The following is a 26,530-nucleotide window of genomic DNA, read 5'->3' as shown; positions in this document are numbered from 1 at the left end:
AAACGGTGTTATATATCGTATTTAGGCGTACGCTCAAGCGGTCCAAGGTAGTGTTGGCGCGGGCGTGCAATCTTCATGTCGGGTTGTTCTTTTAGCTCAAGCCATTGCGCAATCCACCCAGGCGTTCGACCAATCACGAAGATAACGGCAAACATATCTTTAGGGATTTTAAGCGCTTGCAAAATAAGCCCTGAATAGAAGTCGATATTGGGGTAGAGTTTACGTTTAATGAAATACTCATCATTGAGCGCAATCTCTTCAATTCGGTGTGCGACTTCCATCAATTCGCTATCAATCGAAAGATCATTGACCAACTGTTTTTGAAGATTTTTCAAAATCGTTGCACGTGGGTCGAAGTTTTTATAGACCCTGTGACCAAAGCCCATCAGTCTAAACGGATCATTTGGATCTTTTGCTTTTTCAATAAATTTATCCACATTCTCAACACTGCCAATGAGTTCAAGCTGACGAATCACCGACTCGTTTGCTCCTCCATGAGCCCTTCCCCAAAGTGCACCAATACCCGCTGAAATAGCCGCATACGGATGTGCATGGGTGGAGGCAACGACACGAACCGCTGTTGTAGAAGCATTTTGCTCGTGGTCTGCATGCAGGGTAAAGATGGTGTCGAGTGCTTTGACTTCGATCGGTTTGAGGTCAATATGGTGATGAGGATAGCCTCTGATCATGTATAAAAAATTCTCTGTAAACCCTTTGTCTAAGTCAGGATAGATGATCGGTAAGCCCTGAGAGTAGCGGTATGAAAAGGCGGCAATCGTTGGTATTTTTGCAATGATGCGGTGCGCCATCTCTTTGGCTTGCTCTGGTGAGTCCATATCGAGGTGATCGAAATAAAAGGTTGAAAGCGCTGAAACTGCAGCCGATAAAATCGCCATTGGATGCGCATTATCAGGAAACGCATCGAAGAGTTTGCGCATACTTTCATGAATAAAGGAGCGCTTTTTAAGTTCCATCAAAAAGTTTTTGTACTCATCTTTGCTCGGGAGTTCTTTGTGTAAAAGTAAAAAAGCGGTATCTAAAAACGACTTTTTAGTTGCCAAGTAGGCGATGTCGTAGCCACGATACATCAACTTTCCAAGATCCCCATCAATGTAGGTAATACGTGACCTACAGCTTGCCGTAGAGGTAAAGCCGCGATCAAGCGTAAACATTCCTGTGTTACCATAGAAGGTAGAAATATCTACAACATCAGGTCCTAGTGTTGACTTAAGGATCGGAAATTCATACTCTGTGCCCGTACGATTGTCGATAAGGGTAACGGTCTCTTTACTCATAGGCATCCTTTATTAGTAATAAAATAGTATATCAAATTTTGTTTTGCATGCTTCATAAATTGTAAGCGTTATTATATTAGAGAGAAGAATAGTATAAAAGTTAGTTTCAAAGTTTTAGGTAGAGCGTAGCAGTAAATCTGCTACGCGTGACAGCTTGATGCAATGTCGTATCCTAAACGTGTGATCATTTCGCGATCTTTTTTAGGCAGTTCACCTTTGGTGGTCAGATAGTCTCCAATAACGATGGCATCGGCTCCGGCTGCAAATATATCGCAATTGGGGCTAACAAATGTGATCTCACGTCCACCCGCGACCATCAGTCTTGTATTGGGCAATGCCGCTCTTACTTGCGTAATAATTTCTAACGCTTCTGCTTCACTTAACGGGTTTGCTTTGAGTGGCAGTGCGGGGTTTTGAATGTAAAAATTCAGTGGCATCGTCTCAGGGTTCAGTGATTTGACACTTTCGATAAACGAAGCGCGATCTTCTTTACTTTCGCCTAACCCAAAAATGCCACCACTGCACAAGAAGAGTCCTGATTCTTTTACATGTAAACAGGTTTCATAACGACTTTCCCATGTGTGTGTGGTGCAGATTGTTTTATAAAACGCTTGGGAGCTCTCAAGGTTGTGGTTGTACGAGTTCACACCAGCCTCTTTAAGGGCGCGCAGTTGCTCAACATTTGCCATGCCATTACAGGCAATGAGATGAATCTCAGGAAGAACTGAACGCACTGCGCGCGCCGCTTCGGTGACAAAGGCGAGTTTTTTATCATCCAATCCCAGCCCTGAGGTAACAAGGCAAAATCCTAAAGCACCATTGCTCGCGGCACTTTTTGCTTCAAAAACAATTTGATCGACAGGTTTATATTTGTAACGTTCAATGTCCGCATGATGGTGCGCACTTTGCGTACAAAATCCACAATCCTCGGCACAGCTTCCACTGGAGATATTACAAATAGAACATAAAAAGATTGATTTTTTCATCAATGAAGATTCCTTACATGTAAAGTTGAGACTGCTTGTAGATTCAGATTTGCAAGCAGTCAAGCACCAAGGGTGCGTAGGGTTTTATCTGTCAAAACGACTTAAGCGTCCTCTTTGTGTTTGCATTTGATACATTCAAAAATCTCTTTTTTACGCAGTTCACGTTTTGCCATAATGTAGTCACACTCAGGACATTTTTTCTCCGTCGGTTCGTGGTTAGAGATAAATTTACATTTTGGGTAGTTACCACAACCAAAGAATTTACCTCTACGTGAACTACGCTCCAAAATCGGTCCTCCACATTCAGGACAAGGCACCGCAAGGGTTATTTTCTCCTTAGGCGCTGTTTCACTTACTTTTTTAAGGTTTTGGGTGTATTTACATGTAGGATAAGTACTGCATGCAATAAACTCGCCAAAACGACCTTTACGTCTGACAAGTTCTTTACCACAATCTGGACATATTTCGCCTGTGAAAACAACCACTTTTTGGCTTTCGATGTCCGTTTTACCTTTGGCAACTTGTGCTTCAAAAGGCTCATAAAATTCCCATAAAATTGCCTGCCAATCCTCTTTGTCTTCAGCGATTAAGTCGAGTCTCTCTTCCATAGTAGAGGTAAACGAGGAGTCAACGATTTGGGGAAAATGCTTTTCTAAAAGCTCGGTTACTTGAAAGGCAATTTCGGTAGGAATGATCTGTTTTTTCTCAATCGTAATGTAATCACGCGCCGTTAAAACCGAGATGGTTGGTGCATAGGTTGATGGACGACCAATGCCAAGACCTTCAAGTTTTTTAATGAGGCTCGCTTCTGAGTAACGTGATGGTGGCTCTGTAAAGTGTTGGTTTGCATCAATTTTGGTCAGTTTGACCTCTTGTCCCAATGCAAGGTCAGGTAAAAGCTTGTCTTTGTCATTGTCGCCATACACTTTATAAAAACCATCAAAAAGAAGCTTGCGACCGCTGGCTTTGAACTTTCCACTGTTGCTTTCAAACATCAGCGTTTGGGATTCAAAACGTGCATTGTTCATTTGAGACGCTAAAAAGCGGTTGTAGATCAGTGTATAGAGTTTGAGTTCATCTGGTTTTAGGAACTCTTTGGCAATATTTGGAGTAAATTCTAAGATAGTAGGGCGAATCGCTTCGTGCGCCTCTTGGGCACTTTTAGATTTGTTGGCATAAAAACGTGGTTTTTCAGGCAGATACGCATCGCCATAGTTTTTTTTGATTTGATCACGTGCCGCTTCGATTGCTTCCTTGGAAATATTCAAGGAGTCGGTTCTCATATAGGTGATGACACCCATGACACCTTGGTGTGTTTTAACACCTTCGTACAAGGTTTGCGCGATCATCATACTTTTTTTAGGTGAATAGCCTAGGCTACTAGACGCACTTTGTTGAAGTGTGGATGTCATAAACGCAGGACTTGGAGAGCTTTCGCGCTCTTTTTTCTCTAAAAGGGCTACTTTAAAAGCTTCTGTGAGAAGTTTTTCTTTGATCACATGCGCACGTTCCGTGTTAGTGATCGTCATTTTTTCGATTTTTTCACCTTCAAACTCGACCAAAGAGGATTCAATGGTTTTGTTAAACAGTGCATCGATGCTCCAGAACTCTTCTTCTTTAAAGGCTTTGATCTCTTTTTCACGATCCACGATGATTTTAAGACTGGACGATTGAACCCGTCCTGCACTTAACCCTTTTTGGATTTTGGATGAGAGGAGTGGAGAGAGCTTGTACCCAACGATTCGATCTAGCAAGCGTCTCGCTTGTTGCGCGTTAATGCTACTCGCATCTAAAACCCTAGGATTTTCAAGCGCATGGGTGATTGCAGTTTTGGTAATCTCATGAAAGACGATACGTGGAAGTGACTGTGGGTCTTTACCAATGGCCGTAGCGATATGAAAACCAATAGCTTCACCCTCGCGGTCCTCATCGGTCGCGATATAGACTTGATCAGCCGTTTTTGCGAGATCTTTGATCTCTTTCACCACCGCCGCATGATCTTTAGGGATGCGGTACTCTGGGGTAAAGGTTTGGTTGTCGATCTTGATACCAAAACTGCTTTTGGGAAGATCGCGGATATGTCCTTTGGAAGCGACAACTGTGTAGTCTTTACCTAAAAAGTTCTTAATCGTTTTTGCTTTAGTCGGGGATTCGACAATAATGAGATTTTTCAATTCTTTTCCATTTTACATGTAAACATTTTTGTGTATTCTATCTAAAAAAAATCTTTTTAAAAATAGCGCTTGGGATTAAAGTTTTTTTTTGAGGCGACGATCTTGTTTTCATCAAAGGCAAGGACGCCTGCGAAATACCAAAGATAAAAGGATTTATCATGAGTTTCCGTATTAACACGAACATTGCGGCTCTTACTGCGCAAACCAGCCTTAACAAAACAAGTAACAGTTTGAACGACTCGCTCTCCAAATTGTCTTCAGGTTTGAGAATCAACTCTGCAGCTGATGATGCATCAGGTATGTCAATTGCTGACTCTCTTCGTTCACAAGCTAGTTCTCTTAGCCAAGCGATCTCTAATGCGAACGATGGAGTATCTATCGCTCAAATTGCAGATGGTGCGATGGATGAGCAAATTAGCATTCTTGATACCATCAAAACCAAAGCTGTACAAGCTGCGCAAGATGGTCAAAGTTCAAGTTCACGTCAAGCACTTCAATCTGACATCGCTTCTTTGTTGGAAGAGCTTGATAACATCGCGTCTACCACTTCATACAATGGTAAAAACCTTCTTTCAGGTAACTTTACCAACTCTGAGTTCCAAATTGGTGCGTATTCTAACCAAACGGTCAGTATGAGTATTGCATCAACAAGTTCTGATAAAATTGGTCAAACACGTTTTGAAACCAGTGATATGGGAACAACTCTTGGTGAAGCAACGCTTACATTCTCTTCTTCTACGGGTGCGGATGTTAAAATTGCTTCTGTTGTTATTAGTACCAGTGCGGGCACAGGTATTGGTGCATTAGCAGATGAGATCAATAAAAGTACAGATGCAACAGGCGTCACGGCGAGCTGGAGCTTAACTGAAACAGGTAGTACAGCTATTGCTTCTGGTACGATTACAAATCTTACTATCAATGGTATTACCATTGCATCATCTCTTGATGTAGAAAAAAATGATAGTAGCGGTACTGTCGTCGATGCGATCAATCAATACTCTGACACAACAGGTGTTAGTGCAAGTATTGACGCTGAAGGTAAATTAGAGCTTACTTCAACGGATGGTAGAGCAATCCAACTTTCAGGTGGATCATTGACTACTGTAGGTATCTCTGCAGGTGATTATACAGGACGTTTAACACTCACACGTTCTGGTGCAGCAGATATTGTTGTAACGGGTTATAGCTCAACAGGTCTAAGCAGTGCAGCAGAAGCGAGCTTAAGCCTTAGCGATATGATGGGTGAAATTTCTTCTGGTGATGCGGATGCAATAGGTGCGTATACGAGTTCAACAGCGACAGGGTATGGCGAAGATTTGACAGCAGGTGTAACCACGTATGCGGGTGCACAAGCGATGATCTCCATTGCTCAAACGGCGCAAGAGACACTTGATAGTATTCGTGCGGATATTGGTTCTGTTCAAAATCAATTGGAATCAACCATCAGCAATATCTCTGTTACACAAGTAAACGTTACATCAGCGGAATCTCAAATCCGTGACGTTGACTTTGCGACTGAGTCAGCAAATTACTCAAAATATAACATTCTTTCACAATCAGGAAGTTATGCATTGAGCCAAGCTAACGCTTCACAAGAAAACGTACTTAAACTACTTCAATAGTTTAAAATAGCGTAGTGCTACTCGAAGGGGAGCTAGCGGAGAATATCCGCTAGCTCCCCTTTTTTTATTACGGTATATATTTTGCTTTAAACGAAAAAGATATTTTTTTAAGGTGTATGCCAATGGATTTATATGAAAAAAATTTTTCGGAGCTACACAAAGTAAGCCCAATTTTTGCAGAAGCAATGCAAAAAGCGAAAGAAGCGTTATTGTATGAAGTTTTTATAGAACAAGAGAATATAGAGACTCTCAATCTCGTTCATACACAGAGTTTTAAGCCTCTTTATGATGCAAAACCACACGATATTCTTATCACCCAACGTGATCAGTACAAACAATACCAGACCTATCCGTATCTCTATTTTTTTGGTTTTGGTAATGGGGTATTATTGTACGAACTCCTTCAAAATATAGAACATAAACGTATTCTTGTCATAGAACCTGATCCTTCAATTGTTTATATCGTATTTCATTTAATTGATTTTTCTGAAGCATTAAAAAATGGTCGCTTGGTGCTTGTTGCATCGTCTCAAATTAGTAAACCTAATATGGCAGGTTTTTTCTCCAAATTAGAAGAGCAAAAATATGTCAAATTATATGATTTGCATATTATGAGCTCTTACTATGAAACGTATCATGACATCATGATGAAAGCCAATAGAGCCTTTATTGAAGGAATTCAGCAAATTATTGCAGGCATTGGCAATGATGCGATAGACTCACTCATTGGAATGGAGCATCATTTTATGAACTTACCATTGATGCTTCAAACACCCTCTCTTTTTGAATTGATTAAAAAAGCTAAAAATACAGAAATTGCCGTTTTGGCATCCACGGGTCCTTCTTTGGCAAAACAACTTCCCCTTCTCAAAGAGATAACTCCTTATGTAACCATCGTTGCGGTTGATGCGAGTTTTCCTGTCTTAACACGCCATGGAATTAAGCCTGATATTGTTGTCTCTATGGAAAGGGTTCCTCTGACGGGACGTTTTTTCAAAGATACTCCCAAGGAGGCATTTGATGGCGTGATTTTTGCCTTAAGTTCACTGCAACATCCTGAAGTCATCGATAATATCAAAGGGGGTGTCATACAGATGAGTATGCGCCCTTTTGGCTATATGACACTTCCTGGACCTCAAGAGTGGGGATATATCGGGATGGGTATGAGTGCCGCCAATATGGCGTATGAGCTTATTTATCACAGCCATTTTCACACATGTGTCCTTATTGGACAAGATTTGGCGTATGGTGAAGATGGCATGAGTCACTCTTCAGGGCACTTATTTGGTCAAGATGAAGTCAAACAAAATAAAAATGACGGTTGGGTTGAAGCGTATGGTGGGGGTAAAAAAATACGTACGATAGCGGTATGGAATATGTTCCGTGGCTTTTTCGAAAAAGATATTCGTGATACAAAAGAGAGCATGCTAACCATTAATGCCACAGAAGGAGGTGCGCGAATTCATGGTGCCCTTGAACTTCCTTTTGCTGAAGTTATCAAAACAAAAGTAGATCAATTTAAGGTCAAAAAACCAATCGTACTCAAAAAAATAAAGCCTAAAGAGTTAAAAAACGTTAAAGATCTTGTCGAAAAAAAGCTTAAGATCATGATTGCCTATATTGCCAAACAACGAGAGGGCGTTGAGTCATTGTTTCTCCAGATCGCAACAGTGTGCGAAAAAGCTGATCAAGAGAAGATGAATCTATCAGAGCTACAGGCACTTCAAAAACAGATTTATGATTTTCGCAGTGTAACCGAGACAGAGATGTTCAAGCAAGCTATCTGGCATATTGCTCAATCTATGCTAATGCCATATGAAATTGAAATTGCTAAGATAGAAGTGCGCAGTACCTCCACGGAAGAGGAGGCGTACCAAAAGCTTCTTGATTGGATGAAGGTGTATCAAAAGTGGTTTTTTGGACTGGCTGGATGTATTGATGCTATTCAGACTGCAATGAAGCGGAAAGGCTCGCACTATGAACGCCAAAGGCGTACAAAAGCAAATGCCTCATGAGTGATCATCCTTATGTTGAAAAATTGACGCAAGCGCTATCATCGCCTCTTGATTTTCAAACATTTGAGGCTCTTTTAAGAGCCAGTATTCCTGAGCTTTTTAAACGCACCCAACACGCAACTTCTTTGCAGTGTTCAAAAGTACTCAAAGAGAAACTCTTGTACTCTCTTCGAATTCAGATTTACGAAGCCTTGAAACAAGGGTATTTACTCGAAAACAACTATGTCAATTTATGGTTTCTTTTTTCGCAAGCAGTCATTGAGAAAGATCCGGCTATCACGCAATTGATTGCATTATTTGAGAAAGCCTATGATGGTTATAGTAATGCGCAAAAAGAGAAATATATTTTTGCCCACTTACTCTGTGTTTTACGGATGGCAAATGGTGAAGGAGAGCAAAGCATAGCTTGGTTTTTGGGTGAACATCTTTGGTTTGATGGCATGTGTTATAATAAAATGGACACTGAAGCCAAAGCTTTGAAAAGCTTTTGTGAGCAATGTCATATCTCGTTTGATGTGGTATCTTTGGGTATGGTTCAAGCTTTAAGTCAAGAGCGCTTTTTAAAAGCAGCGCATAGTGAGCGCATGGGCATTGGTATCTGGATACTTGGACTTTTTTGGCAGATCAATGGATATGAAAATCATCGCTTGTGGAGTGATCGTATTTATCCAAAACTTCGAGAACTTTTTCTTACATGTAAAGAGCATGGATGGATAGATGAAGCGATGAGTTTACATATGGTGATGAGTCATGTTTTTCTCAATCGTGCACAAACACAAGAAGAATTCAAACGTTTCAACGATGAGGTAGAACGCGAAGCGAGCCTACTTTATGCCTCTTATCCATTACCTCTTGGCGTCACTCGAAACTTCTTACATGTAAAAAAACGTATTGCCCTTATTAAAGATCGTATTGTTAAAAATTCACCTTATATGGTCGAATTTTCCCTTTTAAGTGCTCTTGCAAAAGAGCCACTTTTTTGCCAAAACTATGAGTTGATTGTGTATTCAATGGCAACCGTCGAAAAAAATTTAGACGATGTTAAACTGATTTCTGAGATTAAAAAATTGGGTTTTGATGTCAGTGAAGTAGCGATGCAAAGTCTTGATCTGCAGTGTAATTTTCAAAGCCATTTAAAGCGAGCGCTTGCAATACGCGAAGATATGCAAAAACGCGAAATAGACATTATGATTGTTGCAACCAATAATATGCCTATTGGCAATTTCCTCTTTTCTACGTGGAGTGCGACGCAACAGGTTTTTTGGAGCCACGGTAATTTTGAGTATGATGTTGACGGCATCGATCACCGCATCAGCCATTTTTTGCTTCCTTCCTCTTTCTCCTATCATGTTTTTTCGATTCCTATTTTAGAAACATTTTCCAATCCGGATGCGGAACATTTTAAGAGTGAAGCTTCAAAAATCCGTGAGCTATTTCAAGGGAAACGCATTTTAGGCAGTATTGGTCGGTTGGTGAAAATGGATAGTGAAGTGTATCTTTCCGCTTTAGCCAAAATTCTTGATACCCATCCTGATACGATTTATTTAGCGTGTGGTACGGGAGATAGTGCAACCATTCAAGAAAAATTGACACGATTTGGTATTACCCCAGAGCGTGTTGTTTTTACAGGATTTGTAAATCCTCATCTTTATGGTTACGTGATTGATCTGTATCTTGATACTTTCCCCTTACACTCAGGGGAGTCTTTAAATGAATATATTGCAAAAGGGCGCGTGCCTGTCATTTTACTGCCTAAAGAACACATCACGTATGAGCGATTGAGCAAAGCGGGAACGTTAGCATCCCTAACACGTATTCACACTTTTAGCATTGAAGATTATGTCGCCGTTGCCAATCATTTGCTCAGTCACCCTGAAGCAATGGCGTCTCTCTCTCAAGAGATAGCCCGTTGGGTGATCGCAGATAGAGAAAATGCAATGGATAATCATAAAGTAGCGATGGATTTTATACACATATTGACATAGGAAATAGACAATGCCAGCTAAAAATGGAATCATCTTGTTTGAGAAACAGTATCAGCCTATTGTTGATCCTATTGAAGAGTTTTGGCATGTTTTAAACAATGTCATTACGGGTAGTGTAGGGGCACTCTTTTTGCTTTTAACGCTTCCGTTTCTTTATCTCTACAATAGGATTTCTCCTCCTAAGCAAAAACGCGTTATGGTCGGAACACATCCTATTGTCAGTAATATTCACTATAAACAACTTTTAGAAAAAGCGTTAAAAGGGTATGAAGTAGAAATCTTTATATTTATCGATTGGCTTAAAGAGCCTTCTTATTTTGATCTTCAAACAACCGATATTTTACCGCGCTGGTTTGTTGGCAAAAATGCGTATTGGCTTTCACCGTATGTTATTTTACTGTGGGCATTAAGACGCTATCGAGGGTTTTATTGGCATTTAGATGGTGCTATTTTGGAGAGAACCATTTTATGGCGATGCGAGCCTTTTATTTTGGCAATCTTTGGAAAAAAAGTGGTTATGCAAGCCTATGGTGCCGATCAATGGTCACTGTTTGAAAGTGCGGATAATCTCAACTTTAAATTTGGGCTCTCTCACTTTCGCAAACGTTATTTTATGATGGATTTTAAGCGCATTAAGCGCAATTATATGTGGGCGAAATACGTGGATACCATGATAGGGGATATTCGATATTTACCCCGTGTTGGGACTTTTAGTTTAGCCCATTTTTACGTTGATTTTGAACAGCTTCCGTATCACTGCAATGAAAATATGCAAAAAATTATTATTGCACATTATGCCAATCATCCTGAGCGTAAGGGCTCTCATGCTATTGAAGCCATATGCAACGAACTAATCAGAGAAGGTTATGCTATTGAGTATCGCAGCATTCATGGTGTTAGCCGTGAAGAAGCTTTGGCTATTTTGGATGAGTCACATATTTTTATAGAGCATCTCTTTAACGGAGTTTTTGGAACAGGAGCACTTGAAGCGATGGCAAAAGGCAATGTGGTTTTAACCAATATTGACCAACGGCTTATTGATTTTTGTTTGGTTCAAGATTATTCATTTTATGGGCCATTTTTTAAAGAGATGCCTATTGTCAATGTGAATGTTCATACGCTCAAAGAAAACATAATTGCACTTATCCAAGATCCTACAATCCTTAAAAAACGTGTTGAAACGTCACGTATGTTTATTGAACACTGTAGCCGTCGTGTTGTTGAAGGGTTTTGTGAGAACAGTGATTTTCAAGACTTATTTGATGGAGTCGATTATGCTCAAAGATAAACAAACCTATGGTTGGGTTGCACTTGATACTCCATTTGAGCCTCCTGTATGTTTTTGGCAAGAATGGAGTTATTATACAAAAAGGGTCATTCTTGATCTTTTCTGCTTTCCTTTCTTTGTGTGTGCGGTGTTAGGAATAGGATTGTGGAAAAAAATCCGAAAGCAACCTTCACAGAAACGAATGTTTTTTGGTTCACATCCTATTGTAATCCTTATGCACAATAAGCATGTTTTAGAAGAGGAATATGCGTGTGTTTTATTTGCATTTGAGGATTATTCAAAAGGAAAAATGCACGATGGATTGACGCTTCGAGACATTATGCCTTCATTTCTCATTGGAAAATCACCTTACATGTTAGGAAGTTATTGGGCGATGATCTGGGTATTGGTGCGCTTTGATATGGTTCATCTTTATTTTGATGGTGGGTTGTTAGAGCGCACCGTGTGGTGGCGATTAGAGGCATGGTGCTATCAGCTTTGTGGCATTAAAATAGTGATGTATCCTTATGGAACTGATGTCATGAGTGTTTCGCATAATACCAATCGCATTCAACGTTTTGGGCATATGCGGTTTTCCAAGCGCTATTTTCTTTTAGATAAAAAACGAGAAGAGCGCAATTTTTGGTGGAGTAAATATGCCAACTTGATTGTAGGGTATGCACCCTACATTGATTTTTTGCCAAGGCTTGATGTGCTGACATGGCATGGGCATATTGTTCAAGATGTCCTCATGCTCCCTTTCCCCTCGCTTTTACCAAAAATTAAAATTGTTCATTTTGCATCACACGGAGTACGAAAATCAAGCTTTTTTATAGCGCATGAATTGGAGCGATTAGCCGCACATTATCCTCACGTAGAAATAGAGTGTTTAAGTGGCTTACCACGTGATATAGCGATTCAAAAATTAGAAGAGGCACATATTTTTATTGATTCACTCAATGATGGCTATTTGCAATTTTCTTCGCTTGAAGCAATGCTCAAAGGAAGAGTGACGCTTTCGTTGATTGATGCTGAACTGCAAACATTTTTTACCCAAATTGCCCCTTTGGAGTATCAATCCTTTTTTCGCGATTTGCCTTTGATGGGTATTACACATGAGACGCTTTACGAAAAACTTGAGGCATTAGTGCTTCATCCTGAATGCTTAGAGAGTATTGCAAAAAAGAGTGGGGAATTTGCTCATGAGATGGTTACTAACAATATTGAAGGTTACCGAGCCATAATAGCGATGTTGATGGAGCCACAATAATGTGTGCTCTTTTTGGTTTTACGGCACCGCCTAATAGAACGCTACTAGAAAAAATGGGGCAGAGTTTAACACATCGTGGACCTGATGCTACAGCATTTTGGCACTCTTCTCAATGCTCTTTGGGCTTAGATCGTTTGGCTATTGTCGATCTTGAAGGTGGTATGCAGCCTTGCGTGAGTGGCGAGATTGTCTCTGTAATGAACGGTGAAATTTACAATTTTCAAGCGCTAAGGGTTGAGCTTGAAGCACTAGGATACGGTTTTAACTCCAACCACTCGGATGCTGAGCTTATTCCCGCTGCGTATAAGGCATGGGGGGCTTGATTTTGTGAACCATTTAGAGGGTATGTTTGCGATTGCCCTTTGGGATGGTCGTGTGCAAAACCTTCTGTTAGTGCGTGATCCTGTGGGTAAAAAACCGTGCTATTATACGCTTGAAGAGGGGAGCTTGTACTTTGCTTCAGAGATCAAAGCGCTTTTACATGTAAAGAAAAATCCTACGATTTGTGAAGAGGCACTTTATACGTTTTTAGCTCAAAAATCGGTTGCGTCACCCCACTCAATTTATGAGGGTATCAAGCAGGTTCCCCCTGCGACGTTGATGCTCTTTCATCAAGGTGTTTTAGTAGAAGAGAGACATTATTGGACTCCTTGTTTTGACGGTAATTTGGTGCTTGCCCATGAAGAGGAGTATGTGACACTACTCACAGAATCATTAGAGCGTTCTGTGAAAATGCGCTGTCAAATGGATGTTGAATTTGGAGCGTTTCTCTCAGGAGGTCTTGATTCAAGTCTTGTTGCAACTCTCACAGCTCAGCATACGTGCAAGCAATTAGAAACCTTTACGCTGGTGTATGACGATAGCATTGCAGGCAAAGATGAAGATGAGCGTTTTGCGCAGATGGTGGCAGGGCAAATTGGCGCTAAACGGCACATCTACCGCCTTGGGCATGAAGAGGTTTGGCATAGCTTATCTCATGTCTTGCGCGCGTTTGATGAGCCTTTTTCCGCGACCATCAGCCCTTATTTTTTATGCTCTCTTGTGCGAGAACACGTGAAAGTGGCTTTGTGCGGAGATGGTGCTGATGAGCTGTTTGGCAGTTACCTCACACACCGTAATTCCGCTAAACTGGATGCGGATCAACTTTTTGCTTTGGAAAATGGTGTTTGGCGTAAAAAACTAAATGTTTTCAGTGATGAAGAGCTCTCCATGATGTTTGGAAAGAGCGTGAGTACACCAGCCCTTTTTGCAGGAGGAGCGCATGCAAAGACGCAACTGCATCAAACACTTGAGGGCGAGTTTTGCGACCAACTGCCCAATCAAGTACTGAAATATGCCGATCGTCTTTCTATGGCACACAGTGTTGAGGTAAGAAGCCCTTTTTTAGACAGAAGTTTTGTAGAATTGGTAGGGCACATTCCTAGTGCTCTTAAAATCAAAGATGCTGAAGTGAAGTATCTTCTTAAAAAAGTGGCATTGCAATTTTTGCCCAAAGAGCTTGTGTTTAGACCTAAAGAGGGGTTTGTTTTACCGATTTGGCGTTGGATGGATAGTGTGTGGAGACAAAGAGTCAAAGAAACCTTGCAAATGTCCGATATTAGCGTTGATCTTGGCATTAAACAGGTCTTTATTGAAAAGCTGCTCAAAGAGTGGGAAGAGGGTGCTCCTCATCATGCGAAACTTTGGAGTTTGTTGATACTGACACTTTGGAATAGGGAACGAAAAAATGGTTATCTCTGAAGCACATAAAGAAAAATTGCTTGTGATTGAAAGCAAATTAGAGCAGTACATTTTCCCTCCACAGATTGTTATTGAAACAACGTCCGTGTGCAATATGAAATGTGTGCATTGTAACCACAAAATTATGCAACGCCCCAAATTTCATATGAGTGATACACTGTATCGTAAAATTATTGATGAAATTGCTCTTATATCCCCTGCTACTGAAGTGTGGCCGACTTTTTACGGCGAAGCATTTACATTGGGGGATGCACTGTTTGAGCGATTGCGTTATGCGCGAGATAAAGGGCTTCGCAAGCTGGTTTTAAATTCTAATGGTAAATTGTTGGGGCGTAAAGATTATATTGACCAGATTTTAACGTGTGGACTCAAGCGTTTTATTCTCTCTTTGGATGGGTTTAAAAAAGAGACGTTTGAGCGCATTCGTGTGGGGGGTGATCGTGATAAAATTTATGCCAATGTGGAAAAACTCTTAGCGCGCAAAAAAGAGCTTGGGCTTGAATTTCCCATCATTCAGTGCCAATTCTCAGCCATGGAAGAAAATGTGTCAGAAGTCGCTGATTTTAGGGCTTTTTGGGAGCTCAGGGGTGCTGAGGTCAAAGTACGCAATATGCTCTCTTGGACCAACAGTGGTGATGTTGTCGCTCATAATTTGGACTATGAAACCGATTTTCGCATCGCGTGCCCATGGGGCAATAATACGATGGCGATTCACGCGAATGGTAACATTGTAGCGTGTGCGGTAGATTATGAAGGACATTTTGTCGCAGGAAATGCCCAAAACGAGAGTTTAGCGTCTATCTGGCAGAATGAGCACTATACAAAGCTGCGTAAAGTGCATAAAGAACACCGTTGGAATGACCTGCCAGAAGTGTGCAAAACCTGTCCCGATTGGCAAGCTGTCGGTGCGGAGTACTATGAAAATAAAACGTTAGGCGAAGCAAAAGAGGAAGCACGCCCTTTTTGGTGGGATAAAAGTGAAAATCACGAATCTTAAAGAGTCCCCCTCTTTCATCGATGCATATGTCAATCTTCGAAACCACCATGCAAAGGCACTTTACTCGTCTGCCATGAGTGTCAAAGAGACAAAAAATTGGTTGGAGAGTAAAGATGTTGAAGTTTTAGTAGCGCTAGAGAATGAAATACTTTTGGGCGTTGGAATTTTATATGCGCACAAAGAGGGTGAAGTAACCATTTTTGTTGCAAAGCCCAATCAAGGAGTTGCTTCAAAGCTTTTAGATGCCATTAAGAAGCGTGGTAGAGCGCGAAAATTTTCCCATCTTTGGGCATGGATTGCGGATGAAAATGAAGCATCCAAAAACGTTTTTAGTAAAAATGGATTTATTTTTCTCAGAGATGAGACCAAAACAGTGCACGATGTAGCCCATCAAGGTGCAATTTTTCAATACGGATTAACCATGCAAAAAATAGAACATACCAAAGAGCATTATGGCATAAGAGATGAAGCCCTAAATTTTCCAATGATGATCGTTTTATCGTTTAGCTACGTGTGTAACGCCCTTTGCCCCAATTGCCCTTACACCAACTCGACCATTCGTGCTGATTATAAAGATGCCAAATACATGAGTGAAGCCATTTTTAAAAAGATTGCCGATGAAGCAGGAAAATTTGGAGCGTGGCTTCGTATCTCAGGCGGCGGTGAACCTTTAATGCATCCTCAATTTTTAGAGTTGATGCGCTACGCTAAGGAAAAAGGGTGTAAGCTGGGCATCATTAACAATGGTTCACTCATGAGCATTGATAAAGCCAAAGCACTGTTTGAAATGGGCGTTGAGATGTTGGAGTTTTCTGTTGATGCTTCCACCGAGCACGATTATGACATCGTGCGTAAAGGGCTTAGTTTTGAAAAACTGGTATCGCAGCTGCAAGCGGCGTATGCCTTGCGAAACGAAATGGGTGCTAAAACGAAAATCATCGCTTCTGCTATCAACCAACAAGGCATTGATGTGGATGCGGTAGAGCAGTTTTGGCAACCGTATGTGGATCAATTTCAAAAACGAAAGTATCTCACATGGGGCATTAATGACCCTCAAAATTCAGCCGATGAGACACCTTATCTTCCACCTGAGGAGAAAATTCCCTGTCCGTTTATCTTTGAACGTTTAAACATCGATAGTCGTGGGCAAGTGATGGTGTGTGGGTATGACATTGCCGCTCATACCAATATGGGCAATATTACGGAAAAAAGTATTCAAGAGATTTGGCACGCAGAGGCATTTGATTTTTACCGCCAAAAGCATTTAGCGCGCAAAGGCGATGAGATAGCGATGTGTAAAGAATGCCCTGATTGGAAGTACCGTTCTTGGCATCATAACTACTGGAAATTGGTTGAAAATGCTGAAAAAACGAAAAATAAAACCTTACATGTAAAAGGATAAATAACGATGAAAACTTTTCTCATTACAGGAGGAGCTGGGTTTATTGGCTCAAATTTTTTGCATTATCTTTTCAAACACTATCCTGATGCTAAAATCATCGTTTTGGATCTTTTGACGTATGCGGGCAATGTCGACAACTTTCCCGTCCGCCCCAATCAAACGTCGGGGCGTTTTGAATTTTGGTATGGAAGCGTAACGAACAGTGCATTGGTCGAAGAGCTTGTCGCTCGTAGCGATATTGTGGTCCATTTTGCGGCAGAAACGCATGTCACACGCTCCATTTACGATAATAGAAACTTCTTTGAGACCGATGTTATTGGAACCCAAACAGTTGCCAATGCGGTACTAAATCATAAAAAAAGCATTGAGCGGTTTATTCATATCTCCACTTCAGAAGTCTATGGAACGGCTGAAAATGGCAGTTTTATGGATGAAAACCATCCTTTAAATCCCGCTTCGCCGTATGCCGCGGCTAAAGTAGGGGCAGATCGCTTGGTGTATTCGTATGTCAATACCTATGATATTCCAGCGACCATCGTTCGTCCTTTTAACAACTATGGTGCGCGTCAGCATCTTGAAAAAGCGATTCCTCGTTTTATTACAGCGCTTCTTTTAGATGAAAAGCTAACCGTGCATGGGCAAGGCGAGGCGTCACGCGATTGGATTTATGTGGATGATACCTGCAAAGGGTTAGATGCGATTATTAAAGCACCCCTTGAGAAAGTCAAAGGCGAAGTGTTTAACCTTGGTACGGGTCGATCGATCTCAATTAAAGAGATTGCTTTAAGCGTTGCGCATGCTTTTGGTGTGGGCGAAGAGAAAATCATCTACAATGAAGATCGCCCTGGGCAAGTGGATTGCCATCTTGCCGATACATCAAAGGTCGAGCGGATTTTAGGATGGAAGCCCGAAGTTGTTTTTGAAGAGGGACTTAGCAAAACGATTGAATGGTATAGAAACAATAAAGAGATGTGGGAAAAGCAGATTTGGATGCGCCAAGTGCCCATTATGCTTAAAGACGGTAAAAAAGTTATTCATTAGAGTCCTTACGAAACTCAATTAGCACCAAAGGTGCATGGGCTTTCTGCCGAGGAAAACCCAGTGTTAGCGTAGCTTTTAGAGCTTTGCTTTAAAAGCGTGTTCAGAGTTCTGCAAGAACTCTATTAAAAAAGGAACGTTGTATGCAAAAAAAAGCATTAGAGTATTTGGTCTGCCCTACATGTCAGTGTGATTTTGAACTTCGTGATACCGTTGAAGAGAAAGATCGCATTAAAGAGGGGAAACTCTTTTGCCCATCGTGCAAAGCATCGTTTGCGATTCATCATTTTATTCCTCGTTTTGTGAGTGACCAAGAGTATGTCGCCTCTTTTGGGGAGGAGTGGCATCTGTTTAAACATGTAAAAAATGAACGACCTACCATGTCTGAAGATGAAATGTATCAGTATATGGGATTGAAAAAAGAGGCTATTGCTGGCAAGCACGTGCTTGAAATTGGCTGTGGAGCAGGGCCTTATTTGGATATTAGCGCAAGAGCATTTGGAGTGGGACATATCATCGGTGTCGATTTAAGCCGTGCGGTGGACGCTGCGTATGAAAATGTGGGGCATTTAGAAAATGTTACCATCATTCAAGCCAATCTCTTTCATCTGCCTTTGCGAAAAAGCACGTTTGATGTGGTTTACTCCCTTGGCGTTTTACACCATACTCCCAATACGCATCAAGCGTTTCAAGCCATTGCACCATTTGTGAAACCTAAAGGGCTTCTAAGCGTATGGCTTTATGGCGCGTATTGGCTGAAAAAGAGCGTGAATCAAGATCGTATTCGTAAACTCTTTACCTCTAAAATGTCACCGATGGCATTGTACCGCTTCTCGATTATCGCGTCATGGCTCTATTATCTCTACAAAATTCCTTTTATAGGGCATGCGTTTAGGGAAACATTTCCCATTGCGATGGACAAAGACCGCCATGTCAGAGCGTTAAATACCTATGATCTTTACAGTCCAACGTATATCAATCGTCACTATGTCGATGAGGTGTATCGGTGGTTTAGTGAAGAAGGATTTGAAACGATCGAGCCCTGCCATTACCTTTTGGGGATGAAAGGTTTTCGACGTGGCGCATAACACTCCGTGCCTCATTCGTATAGAGGATATTCCCAAAGAGGCTTCGTTGATCATTTACGGAGGAGGGCATGCGGGAGCGCTTTTGATTGCTCTTTTAAAACTCTATCGCCCCGATCAGTCCATACGTTATGTTGTGGATGATGTTAAACGAGGAGAGGTTGAGGGTATCCCTGTTATTGCTTCTGATGCACTTGAAAAAGTGTATCGACCAGAAGATTTAGTCTTAGTCTCTGTTTTGTTATGCGAAAATCTCTTGATTCGTTTAGATGGCATCAAAACACTCCGTTATGCCCTTGCGAGATTGAACTATCCGCATGATGTGAAAGAGTGTGAAGCGCTTCACGCAATGCGTCAATCTTCTTTGGCGATAACACCACGTTATACCTCGTTAAAAGAGCATCGGAATGGGGTATTTGAGCGAGTAATAAGTCTGTTTGAAAGAGAAGAAGACAGGGCTTTGTACAGCATGATTGTTCACGATTGGCATGAGCGAAGTTTGGATGTACGTAGCTATTATGTGCACCATTTTCCTTTTATTGGAAGGCATTATTTGGAGCATTTGGATTTTTCGGATGTTAAAGTAATTATTGAAGGCGGTTTAGCCGATGGCATCAATACGATTGAATTTTTACTCTTGATGCCACAGGTAGAAAAAGTGTATGGGTTTGAGCCGCTGTATCATGCGTATGAGCATCCGCATAAAGTTTATTTAAATGCCAATCCAAAAGTAGAAATTCTAACGCAAGGGCTTTGGAATGAAAATACCACATTAGCAATTGACACCTCCAGTGAACTCCCTCTTGCCCGTGTTGCGCCATTGAAAGAGGCTGATTTTGCCTCACAAATTGAAATAGAAGTTGTGAGTATCGATACATTTGCAGCGCAACGAGGTATTGAAAAAGTCGATTTTATCAAGTTTGATATTGAAGGAGCTGAGCTCAATGCCCTTAAAGGTGCTTTTAAAACCCTTCAAAAAGATAGACCAAAATTGGCGATCTCTATTTACCATTCGTATAACGATTTGTACCAAATTGCACTCTTTTTAAGCGAGACGCTTGAAGATTACAGCTATCGCTTGGGACAATATCACTATGATTTGGGAGAGACGGTTTTGTATGCTTTTCCTAAAAAAATGTAGGTATGCGTATGTTAGAAATATTTTCAAATTTTTGCGCCTACACACTGATTCCTTTTCTCACAGGTTCAAACCATGCGCCTGAAGTCTATATCAGCGATGGGTTTTATCTCAATTGGAGGCAGATGAAGCGCTCCATGCTTAAAGCAAAAACCTATGTAAAAGGGATTTGTTTAGATATTGGGGCGGGGAAAGCTCCGTATAAACGTTATCTTGAAGGTGCGTGTGAAAATTACATCATTACCGATAGTGAAAAGACGCATAGCCATATGTTTAAAGACTCTCACGCGAACTTTGTTGTTGCCGAAGCTACAGCCCTGCCGTTTGAAGATGCGAGTATGGACACGGTGGTGCTTACACAAGTGTTAGAGCATGTGTTTGAGTATGAAAAAGCGATGCACGAAGCCATGCGCGTGTTAAAACCTAAAGGGGTGATGCTTCTGTCTGTTCCTTTTATGTATCAAGCGCATGCAACGCCGTATGACTTTCACCGTTTTAGTGAGTATGGACTTCGCACGCTACTTCAAAAACATGGATTAGAGGTGCTTGAGTGGCATTATCAGGGGTATCTTGGCACGACGCTTTTTTGCATTATTAATGGGTTTATCTGGGAAAAATTGGCGTGTGTCCGCTTTTTGCGCAATACCGTTTTACTCCCTTTTGTGCTTAGCCTCTTTACATGTAACAATCTTTTAGGGTTACTTCTTGATGGGATTCCTGCAAAGCATTTTTCTCCCAATTTCTTTGTGATTGCCCGAAAATAGCCATGAAAAAAATTGCTTTTATTACCCACAATCTCTGCTTAGGCGGTGTACAAAAAAATGTGGCACTGCTTGCGAATACTTTGGTAAACATCTATGCGGTAACGATTATTCTCTTTGAAAACAAAGAGGTTGTGTATGCGCTTGATAAAAGCATCTCGCTTCTAACACTTCCGCAGCACACGCTCCATCTTTCCGATAAAAACGATTTGGAATTAGAGTCCGTCGGCATGGAACTTTTTGACATACGCTCTCGTGAACTTGGGACTCTTCTTAAAGAAGCGTCGTTTGATCTGGTGATCGCCTTTGAAGATTACAATAGCCTTTGCACCCTTAGCACTTTACCCAAAAAGAGCAAAGCCATCGTCTCCTCCCGTGTCAGTTTGGAATATGGCTATAAAGATCGCTTGATTCACCTCTTGCCGCGCTCTTTTTATGAAACGCATATCAAAGCGCTTTACCCAAAAGCAGAAACGGTTGTTTCTGTGAGTGAAGGTGTTGGCGAGGAGTTAGCAAAGCTTGGTATTTCGTCTGTGAGTATTGCCAATGGGATTGAGATAGAAAAATTACTACCATTGGCACAAGAGCCTATTGCGTATGAGGGTGAATTCTTTTTACATGTAGGACGGTTTGATACGGCTCAAAAAGCTCAAGATGCGTTGGTACATGCTTATGCAAAGGTTTCAGACACCCTTCAAAGCTCACTGATATTTGTTGGAGATGGGAAAGATAGGACGAGTGTCGAAGCCTTAGTCGCTCAATACGGGCTTGAAAAGCGCATCTTCTTTATAGGATTTGATGACAATCCTTACAAATACATGCACAAATGTAAAGGCTTTATTTTCTCGTCACATTATGAGGGAATGCCAAATGCTTTATTAGAAGCATTAAGCCTAGGATGTGCTGTTGTGGCGTACAAATTTGAGCCATCATGGCGTGAATTTGATGGTAAAGAGGGTATTTTATTTATCAATCGAGGCGATATTGAATCGCTCTCTTTGGCATTAGTGCGTTTTGAAAAAGAGCCGATATTTAAAGTGGCGTTGGAACAAGGAGCTCAAAAAATCATTCAAGCATATCGTCATGATAGGTGCCAACAACAATGGGTAACGTTGGTTAAAAATGTTGTATCAAAGGAAGCGTGTGTATGTGCGGAATCTTAGCAGCCATCGGCAATCATAACTCAAAAAATTTCGAGCAAGCCCTCTGCACGCTCTCTCACCGTGGCCCTGATGCACAAGGTGTTTGGGGTGAAAAAGAGGTTTTGATGGGGCATACGAGGCTTTCCATCATCGACCTTGATGCCAGATCCAATCAGCCAATGATTGATGAGCGTTATGCGCTTGTTTTTAACGGCGAAATCTACAATTTTGAAGAGCTGAAACGTGAATATGCGCTTACATGTAAAACGACGAGCGACACCGAAGTGCTTATCAAACTTTACGAAAAATTGGGTTATTCCATGCTTTCACACCTCAATGGTATGTTCGCGTTTTGTCTTTATGATAGACAAACCCAAGCGCTTTTTATGGCACGGGATCGCTTTGGTAAGAAGCCACTCTATTTTAGTCAGAATAAAGGGCTGATCGTTGCGAGTGAAATCAAAGCTATTAGGACACTTTTAGAGACAACACCTGCTATGAATATGCAAGGATTTCAAAACTATTTTGCTTTTCAAAGCACGCTTCCTCCTCACACATTTTTTGAGGGAATCCATAAGCTTGAAGCAGGAATGTATGCGACGTATGACAAAGGTATTTTTACATGTAAACGCTACTATGATGTTGGAGAAAAAGAGCTTTTACATGTAAGCGAAGCTGATGCACTTGTTAAGATCGAAGAACTCCTTTTAGACGCTGTACAAAAGCGTCTCGTAGGCGATGTGGAGGTTGCTTCCTTGCTCTCTGGTGGCATCGACTCTTCACTGGTAAGTGCCATCTATGCGAAGGCTTCAGGCAAGAAGATTCATACGTTTTCGATTGGGTATGATGAGTATTTGCATTACGATGAATTAGATCAAGCGAAAGAGGCGTCTATGCACATCGGCTCACATCATCATGAGCTTCGCATCAACAAAAAGACGTATATGGATACCATTGAGAACACACTTGCTCACTTGGATGAACCGATGGGAGACACGGCGTGCATGCCAACCTATCTGATTTCCCAAATGGTACATCAATCGGGTCTTAAAGTCTGTCTTAGTGGTGAGGGAAGCGATGAGATATTCTTAGGCTATGACAACTACTTTGAGATGGCAAAATACTACCAAATGCACGCAGAGCTTTCACCTCAGAGTCAAATGCTTTTAAAAAACTATTTAGAACGCAACCCTAATTGGTCACGGAATTGGGAGTATTTTCGACGCATAAGCAGCAATGAACACCCTTTTTACAGTGGCGGTGAAACCTTCACAAAATGGCAGTTTGACGCACTGCGTGGTATTGAAACAGATGATGTACGAGGGATGGATTCTATTGAAAACAATCCTTTTTTATGGATGTCTAAGATCGACTTTAAGATTTGGGTTGCTGAGGTTTTGATGAGCAAGATTGATCGTATGTCGATGGCACATGCTTTGGAGCTTCGAGCACCCTTTTTAGATTATCGCTTGGTGGATTATTGTCTTGCTTTACCTCCTGCGTTACGAGCGGGGAATACCAATAAATACCTCTTAAAGCAGATTGCTCAAAAGTACATACCTTCTGCTATTATTGAACGTAAGAAAAAAGGGTTCAGCTCACCGTTTATCGAGTGGCTGTATGATGAATATAAGGATAAAATTTTAGAATTGATGTTACATGTAAGCCACAAAAGTGGACTGTTTGACCCATCATTTGTGACATTTTTATACCACGAAGGCAAAGAGGGGCGTTTCAAACAGCATGTTTGGTCGCTGTACCTCTTTTGCAGATGGTACGCGAAGCTCTATTTATAAGGAACACTATGCAATTCACATCTTACGACCATGCTATATTCAAGACGATTGAAGCCATTCGTACCAAACGAAAAGAACAAGATGAAGTCATTAGCCTTGTTGATTACGGGGCAGGAGCTCCAGAAGCTACACGAAGTCAGGAGGAGATGTATCAAGGTGTGACGAAAGAGGCAACGATTGCACAGCTCTCATCGATTGGACTTAAAGGAGAGTGGGCGCAGAGGCTTTACGCTTTGGTGCAAAAGCATCGTCCTCAAAAAGTTTTAGAGCTTGGAACCTGTTGCGGTTTCTCAGCGATTTATATGGCAAAAGGATGCCGCGAGTCGATGGTTTATACCATCGAAGGTGATGCCAATGTGGCAAAGCTTGCGCAGGAAAATATCGAAGAGGCAGGGTGTGAGAACATTACGCAGTATGTTGGGCGTTTTCAAGATGTGTTACCAGCTCTTTTAGAAGCTTTCTTGCAGATTGATTTGGCTTTTATCGACGGGCATCACGATAAAGAGGCGACCTTACAGTATTTGGAGATGTTAAAGCCCTATTTGAGCCCCAAAGCGGTCGTTGTATTTGATGATATTTCATGGTCTGAGGGGATGAGAGAGGCATGGGATAAAATTGGCAGCGATTCATTTTTTGAGCGCTGTGTGGACATGAAAAAATTGGGAATCTGCTTTGTAAAAGGAGAGATGGATGATCTGGTTTGATTTAGTGACACCAAAGTCGGTACTTTTTTTTATTCCTATTATTAAACATATCGAAAAAAGAGGTCGTAAGACACTGATTACCGCTCGTGAAGGTCAGGGGTATAGTGAAGTCGTAGAGCTTTTAAAACTACACAATATTGCTTTTACCAATCGTGGTGAGTTTGGAGGGGCATGTTTAAAAGACAAGTTGCATGCTTCCATTGAAAGGCAAAAGGCACTCATGGAGTTTGTCAGCATTTATAATATCAACCGCCTTGTAAGTCTATGTTCTGTCGATGCCAATCGTGTCGCCTTTGGCTTGGGAATTCCGGTAATCAACTTCTATGACATCCCTCTATCCGACCATAAAGAGAACTTTAAAAAAGCGCTTCCACAAGCCAGACTCACACTCCCTCTTTCTAACCGTGTGATCAAGCCCTTTGTGGTCCCCGATGACATCTTTCGTCGTTTTTCACTCGATGATGAGCAGATCTTTTCGTATCAGTTTATTGATCCATTCATCTGGCTCAAAGATTTTAAACCCTCCATGAAGAGTGTTGAAGCCATCCTCCATCCTTATAAACTTGATCTTAAAAAGCCATTGATCGTGATTCGAGAAGAGGAGTATAAGGCGAGCTATGTTGATAAACAGTACCCTATTTTGTACGATGCAATGCACACTATTGCTGAACAAACAGGGGCAAATATCGTTATTATCCCTCGGTATGAGAGTCGTTACCTCAAAGAGCAGTTTCCCTTTGTAACGGTTTTAGAAGAGAAGGTTGAGATTCAGCATCTTTTGGCTTATGCCGATCTGTTTATTGGCGGTGGTGGAACGTTAAATACGGAAGCATGCTATTTTGGAACACCAACTATCTCAACACGCAGCTTTGTTAGCCATTATGACAAATACCAGATCGATCAAGGATTAATGGAATGGGTCAATACCAAAGAAGAGCTTTTAGAGACGGTGGGGCGAATGTTGGGTCAGCGTTATGATGAAAGAGCGCAGAGCGTTTTTGGTGCAATGAGCCTTAATATCGATGGTATCGTCGATGCAATCTTAGTTTAAATAGGCTCAATAGCGTAAAACTGTCGATACCAGTGTACAAAGTTTTGGATACCTTCTTCAAGATTGGTATGCGGTTTATAGTTAAAGTCTTTGCCCAAATCATCGATGTTGGCATAGGTTGATACGACATCGCCATCTTGCATCGGCATAAAGTTTTTATGCGCTTTTTTACCAATCGTTTTTTCAAGTATTTCGATAAAAGAGAGAAGGGGAATAGGTTGGTTGTTCCCAATATTGTATAGCTTGTAAGGAGCACTTGAGATAGAAGGATCAGGGTGCTGCGGATCAAAATGGGAAGATTCTTTTGCAGGAGAATCGATAACATGGATGATTCCCTCGATAATATCATCAATATAGGTAAAATCTCGACTCATCTTTCCCTCATTAAAAACAGAAATAGGCCGACCTCGAAGAATAGCATCAGCAAAAAGAAAAGGAGACATATCGGGTCTTCCCCATGGTCCATAAACGGTAAAAAATCGAAGCCCTGTTATGCGAATACCATAAAGATGAGCATACGTATGCGCCATCATTTCCGCTGCTTTTTTGGTTGCGGCATAAATGCTCACAGGATGATCCGTAGAATCGCTTGTTGAAAAAGGTTGAGCGCTATTAAGCCCATAAACACTAGAACTGCTGGCAAATGAGAGATTTTTAATCTGATGGTGGCGACAGCATTCAAGAATCGTAAGAAAACCTGTCACATTCGATCGGATATAAATATGGGGATTTTCCAAAGAGTAACGAACCCCCGCTTGTGCCGCAAGATGGCATACGGCATCGAACTTTTCATCGTGAAAGAGTTGGTGTAAAATAGCTTGATCTTCTAAATCTGCTTGGATAAAAGAGTGCTTTGCATAGCGTTTTGAAGGAGTGAGTGTCGTGCTAATTGCCTCTTTTTCAATACCCAGTTCATGAAGCCTCGCATATTTTAAATCAACGTCATAATAATCGTTGATATTATCCAGCCCTATGACACAATCGCCTCTTTCTAAAAGTTGTTTGCTCAGGTGAAATCCTATAAAACCAGCTGAACCTGTTACGAGTATTTTCATGTTACGT

At 41.3% G+C, this 26,530-nt stretch carries 21 protein-coding genes; 17 read left to right on the top strand and 4 right to left on the bottom strand.

The window, feature by feature from the left end; translation table 11 throughout:
• Positions 1-8: 8 nt before the first annotated feature.
• From SHALO_RS14720 to topA, 3 genes are all read right to left on the bottom strand, one after another.
• Complete coding sequence (locus SHALO_RS14720; protein WP_069479199.1) at positions 9-1,295, bottom strand: citrate synthase; 1,287 nt, start codon at positions 1,293-1,295, stop codon at positions 9-11.
• A 140-nt stretch (positions 1,296-1,435) separates the two neighbouring features.
• Positions 1,436-2,281 (bottom strand): biotin synthase, encoded by an 846-nt coding sequence (locus tag SHALO_RS14715; protein ID WP_069479198.1) that lies wholly within the window; start codon positions 2,279-2,281, stop codon positions 1,436-1,438.
• A 101-nt stretch (positions 2,282-2,382) separates the two neighbouring features.
• A complete protein-coding gene (gene topA, locus SHALO_RS14710) occupies positions 2,383-4,455 on the bottom strand; it encodes a type I DNA topoisomerase (protein ID WP_069479197.1) in 2,073 nt (690 codons plus the stop codon).
• A gap of 158 nt (positions 4,456-4,613) precedes the next feature.
• Between topA and SHALO_RS14705 the strand changes: the two genes are divergently transcribed.
• From SHALO_RS14705 to SHALO_RS14625, 17 genes are all read left to right on the top strand, one after another.
• Complete coding sequence (locus tag SHALO_RS14705; RefSeq protein ID WP_069479196.1) at positions 4,614-6,077, top strand: flagellin B; 1,464 nt, start codon at positions 4,614-4,616, stop codon at positions 6,075-6,077.
• A gap of 122 nt (positions 6,078-6,199) precedes the next feature.
• Positions 6,200-8,092 (top strand): motility associated factor glycosyltransferase family protein, encoded by a 1,893-nt coding sequence (locus SHALO_RS14700; RefSeq protein ID WP_069479195.1) that lies wholly within the window; start codon positions 6,200-6,202, stop codon positions 8,090-8,092.
• Positions 8,089-10,077: a glycosyltransferase family protein gene (locus SHALO_RS14695; RefSeq protein ID WP_069479194.1), complete on the top strand. Its 1,989-nt coding sequence runs from the start codon at positions 8,089-8,091 to the stop codon at positions 10,075-10,077. Before SHALO_RS14700 ends, SHALO_RS14695 begins: the two co-directional genes overlap by 4 nt.
• A 10-nt stretch (positions 10,078-10,087) precedes the next feature.
• Positions 10,088-11,365, top strand: coding sequence for a hypothetical protein (locus SHALO_RS14690; protein WP_069479193.1), 1,278 nt, complete (start codon positions 10,088-10,090; stop codon positions 11,363-11,365).
• On the top strand, positions 11,352-12,614 hold the full coding sequence (locus SHALO_RS14685; protein ID WP_069479192.1) for a hypothetical protein: 1,263 nt from the start codon (positions 11,352-11,354) through the stop codon (positions 12,612-12,614). The genes SHALO_RS14690 and SHALO_RS14685 overlap by 14 nt, the downstream gene beginning before the upstream one ends.
• Positions 12,614-12,937 (top strand): class II glutamine amidotransferase domain-containing protein, encoded by a 324-nt coding sequence (locus SHALO_RS14680; protein WP_069479191.1) that lies wholly within the window; start codon positions 12,614-12,616, stop codon positions 12,935-12,937. The genes SHALO_RS14685 and SHALO_RS14680 overlap by 1 nt, the downstream gene beginning before the upstream one ends.
• 4 nt (positions 12,938-12,941) lie before the next feature.
• Positions 12,942-14,354 (top strand): asparagine synthase (glutamine-hydrolyzing), encoded by a 1,413-nt coding sequence (gene asnB, locus SHALO_RS14675; RefSeq protein ID WP_158513730.1) that lies wholly within the window; start codon positions 12,942-12,944, stop codon positions 14,352-14,354.
• Positions 14,341-15,351, top strand: coding sequence for a radical SAM/SPASM domain-containing protein (locus tag SHALO_RS14670; RefSeq protein WP_069479189.1), 1,011 nt, complete (start codon positions 14,341-14,343; stop codon positions 15,349-15,351). Before asnB (SHALO_RS14675) ends, SHALO_RS14670 begins: the two co-directional genes overlap by 14 nt.
• A complete protein-coding gene (locus SHALO_RS14665) occupies positions 15,332-16,753 on the top strand; it encodes a GNAT family N-acetyltransferase (protein WP_145923270.1) in 1,422 nt (473 codons plus the stop codon). Before SHALO_RS14670 ends, SHALO_RS14665 begins: the two co-directional genes overlap by 20 nt.
• Positions 16,754-16,759: 6 nt before the next feature.
• Positions 16,760-17,794, top strand: coding sequence for a dTDP-glucose 4,6-dehydratase (locus tag SHALO_RS14660; protein WP_069479188.1), 1,035 nt, complete (start codon positions 16,760-16,762; stop codon positions 17,792-17,794).
• Positions 17,795-17,934: 140 nt separating this feature from the next.
• Complete coding sequence (locus SHALO_RS14655; protein WP_069479187.1) at positions 17,935-18,879, top strand: methyltransferase domain-containing protein; 945 nt, start codon at positions 17,935-17,937, stop codon at positions 18,877-18,879.
• Positions 18,869-20,017 (top strand): FkbM family methyltransferase, encoded by a 1,149-nt coding sequence (locus SHALO_RS14650; protein ID WP_069479186.1) that lies wholly within the window; start codon positions 18,869-18,871, stop codon positions 20,015-20,017. Before SHALO_RS14655 ends, SHALO_RS14650 begins: the two co-directional genes overlap by 11 nt.
• Positions 20,018-20,025: 8 nt before the next feature.
• A complete protein-coding gene (locus tag SHALO_RS14645) occupies positions 20,026-20,778 on the top strand; it encodes a class I SAM-dependent methyltransferase (RefSeq protein WP_238585257.1) in 753 nt (250 codons plus the stop codon).
• 2 nt (positions 20,779-20,780) lie between these two features.
• Complete coding sequence (locus tag SHALO_RS14640) at positions 20,781-21,938, top strand: glycosyltransferase (protein WP_069479184.1); 1,158 nt, start codon at positions 20,781-20,783, stop codon at positions 21,936-21,938.
• Positions 21,923-23,713 (top strand): asparagine synthase (glutamine-hydrolyzing), encoded by a 1,791-nt coding sequence (gene asnB / locus SHALO_RS14635; protein ID WP_069479183.1) that lies wholly within the window; start codon positions 21,923-21,925, stop codon positions 23,711-23,713. The genes SHALO_RS14640 and asnB (SHALO_RS14635) overlap by 16 nt, the downstream gene beginning before the upstream one ends.
• 8 nt (positions 23,714-23,721) lie before the next feature.
• Positions 23,722-24,417: an O-methyltransferase gene (locus SHALO_RS14630; protein WP_069479182.1), complete on the top strand. Its 696-nt coding sequence runs from the start codon at positions 23,722-23,724 to the stop codon at positions 24,415-24,417.
• Positions 24,404-25,468, top strand: a complete 1,065-nt coding sequence (locus tag SHALO_RS14625; RefSeq protein ID WP_069479181.1) for a DUF354 domain-containing protein — start codon at positions 24,404-24,406, stop codon at positions 25,466-25,468. The genes SHALO_RS14630 and SHALO_RS14625 overlap by 14 nt, the downstream gene beginning before the upstream one ends.
• Here the strand turns inward: SHALO_RS14625 and SHALO_RS14620 are convergent.
• The gene (locus SHALO_RS14620) at positions 25,465-26,523 is read right to left on the bottom strand and encodes an NAD-dependent epimerase (protein ID WP_069479180.1); all 1,059 of its coding nucleotides are present in this window, start codon (positions 26,521-26,523) and stop codon (positions 25,465-25,467) included. The two genes, SHALO_RS14625 and SHALO_RS14620, sit on opposite strands and share 4 nt — an antisense overlap.
• Positions 26,524-26,530 lie beyond the last annotated feature (7 nt).

The organism is Sulfurospirillum halorespirans DSM 13726, assembly GCF_001723605.1.
GTDB lineage: Bacteria > Campylobacterota > Campylobacteria > Campylobacterales > Sulfurospirillaceae > Sulfurospirillum > Sulfurospirillum halorespirans.
This window is presented reverse-complemented; position numbering and strand designations above follow the sequence as displayed.

What these genes read in the sequence shown, in the direction of transcription:
- SHALO_RS14720 (WP_069479199.1), bottom strand. Translation starts at nt 1,295, where the DNA reads ATGAGTAAAGAGACCGTTACCCTTATCGACAATCGTACGGGCACAGAG.
- SHALO_RS14715 (WP_069479198.1), bottom strand. Translation starts at nt 2,281, where the DNA reads ATGAAAAAATCAATCTTTTTATGTTCTATTTGTAATATCTCCAGTGGA.
- SHALO_RS14705 (WP_069479196.1), top strand. Translation starts at nt 4,614, where the DNA reads ATGAGTTTCCGTATTAACACGAACATTGCGGCTCTTACTGCGCAAACC.
- SHALO_RS14700 (WP_069479195.1), top strand. Translation starts at nt 6,200, where the DNA reads ATGGATTTATATGAAAAAAATTTTTCGGAGCTACACAAAGTAAGCCCA.
- SHALO_RS14695 (WP_069479194.1), top strand. Translation starts at nt 8,089, where the DNA reads ATGAGTGATCATCCTTATGTTGAAAAATTGACGCAAGCGCTATCATCG.
- SHALO_RS14690 (WP_069479193.1), top strand. Translation starts at nt 10,088, where the DNA reads ATGCCAGCTAAAAATGGAATCATCTTGTTTGAGAAACAGTATCAGCCT.
- SHALO_RS14685 (WP_069479192.1), top strand. Translation starts at nt 11,352, where the DNA reads ATGCTCAAAGATAAACAAACCTATGGTTGGGTTGCACTTGATACTCCA.
- SHALO_RS14680 (WP_069479191.1), top strand. Translation starts at nt 12,614, where the DNA reads ATGTGTGCTCTTTTTGGTTTTACGGCACCGCCTAATAGAACGCTACTA.
- SHALO_RS14670 (WP_069479189.1), top strand. Translation starts at nt 14,341, where the DNA reads ATGGTTATCTCTGAAGCACATAAAGAAAAATTGCTTGTGATTGAAAGC.
- SHALO_RS14660 (WP_069479188.1), top strand. Translation starts at nt 16,760, where the DNA reads ATGAAAACTTTTCTCATTACAGGAGGAGCTGGGTTTATTGGCTCAAAT.
- SHALO_RS14655 (WP_069479187.1), top strand. Translation starts at nt 17,935, where the DNA reads ATGCAAAAAAAAGCATTAGAGTATTTGGTCTGCCCTACATGTCAGTGT.
- SHALO_RS14645 (WP_238585257.1), top strand. Translation starts at nt 20,026, where the DNA reads ATGTTAGAAATATTTTCAAATTTTTGCGCCTACACACTGATTCCTTTT.
- SHALO_RS14640 (WP_069479184.1), top strand. Translation starts at nt 20,781, where the DNA reads ATGAAAAAAATTGCTTTTATTACCCACAATCTCTGCTTAGGCGGTGTA.
- asnB (WP_069479183.1), top strand. Translation starts at nt 21,923, where the DNA reads ATGTGCGGAATCTTAGCAGCCATCGGCAATCATAACTCAAAAAATTTC.
- SHALO_RS14630 (WP_069479182.1), top strand. Translation starts at nt 23,722, where the DNA reads ATGCAATTCACATCTTACGACCATGCTATATTCAAGACGATTGAAGCC.
- SHALO_RS14625 (WP_069479181.1), top strand. Translation starts at nt 24,404, where the DNA reads ATGATCTGGTTTGATTTAGTGACACCAAAGTCGGTACTTTTTTTTATT.
- SHALO_RS14620 (WP_069479180.1), bottom strand. Translation starts at nt 26,523, where the DNA reads ATGAAAATACTCGTAACAGGTTCAGCTGGTTTTATAGGATTTCACCTG.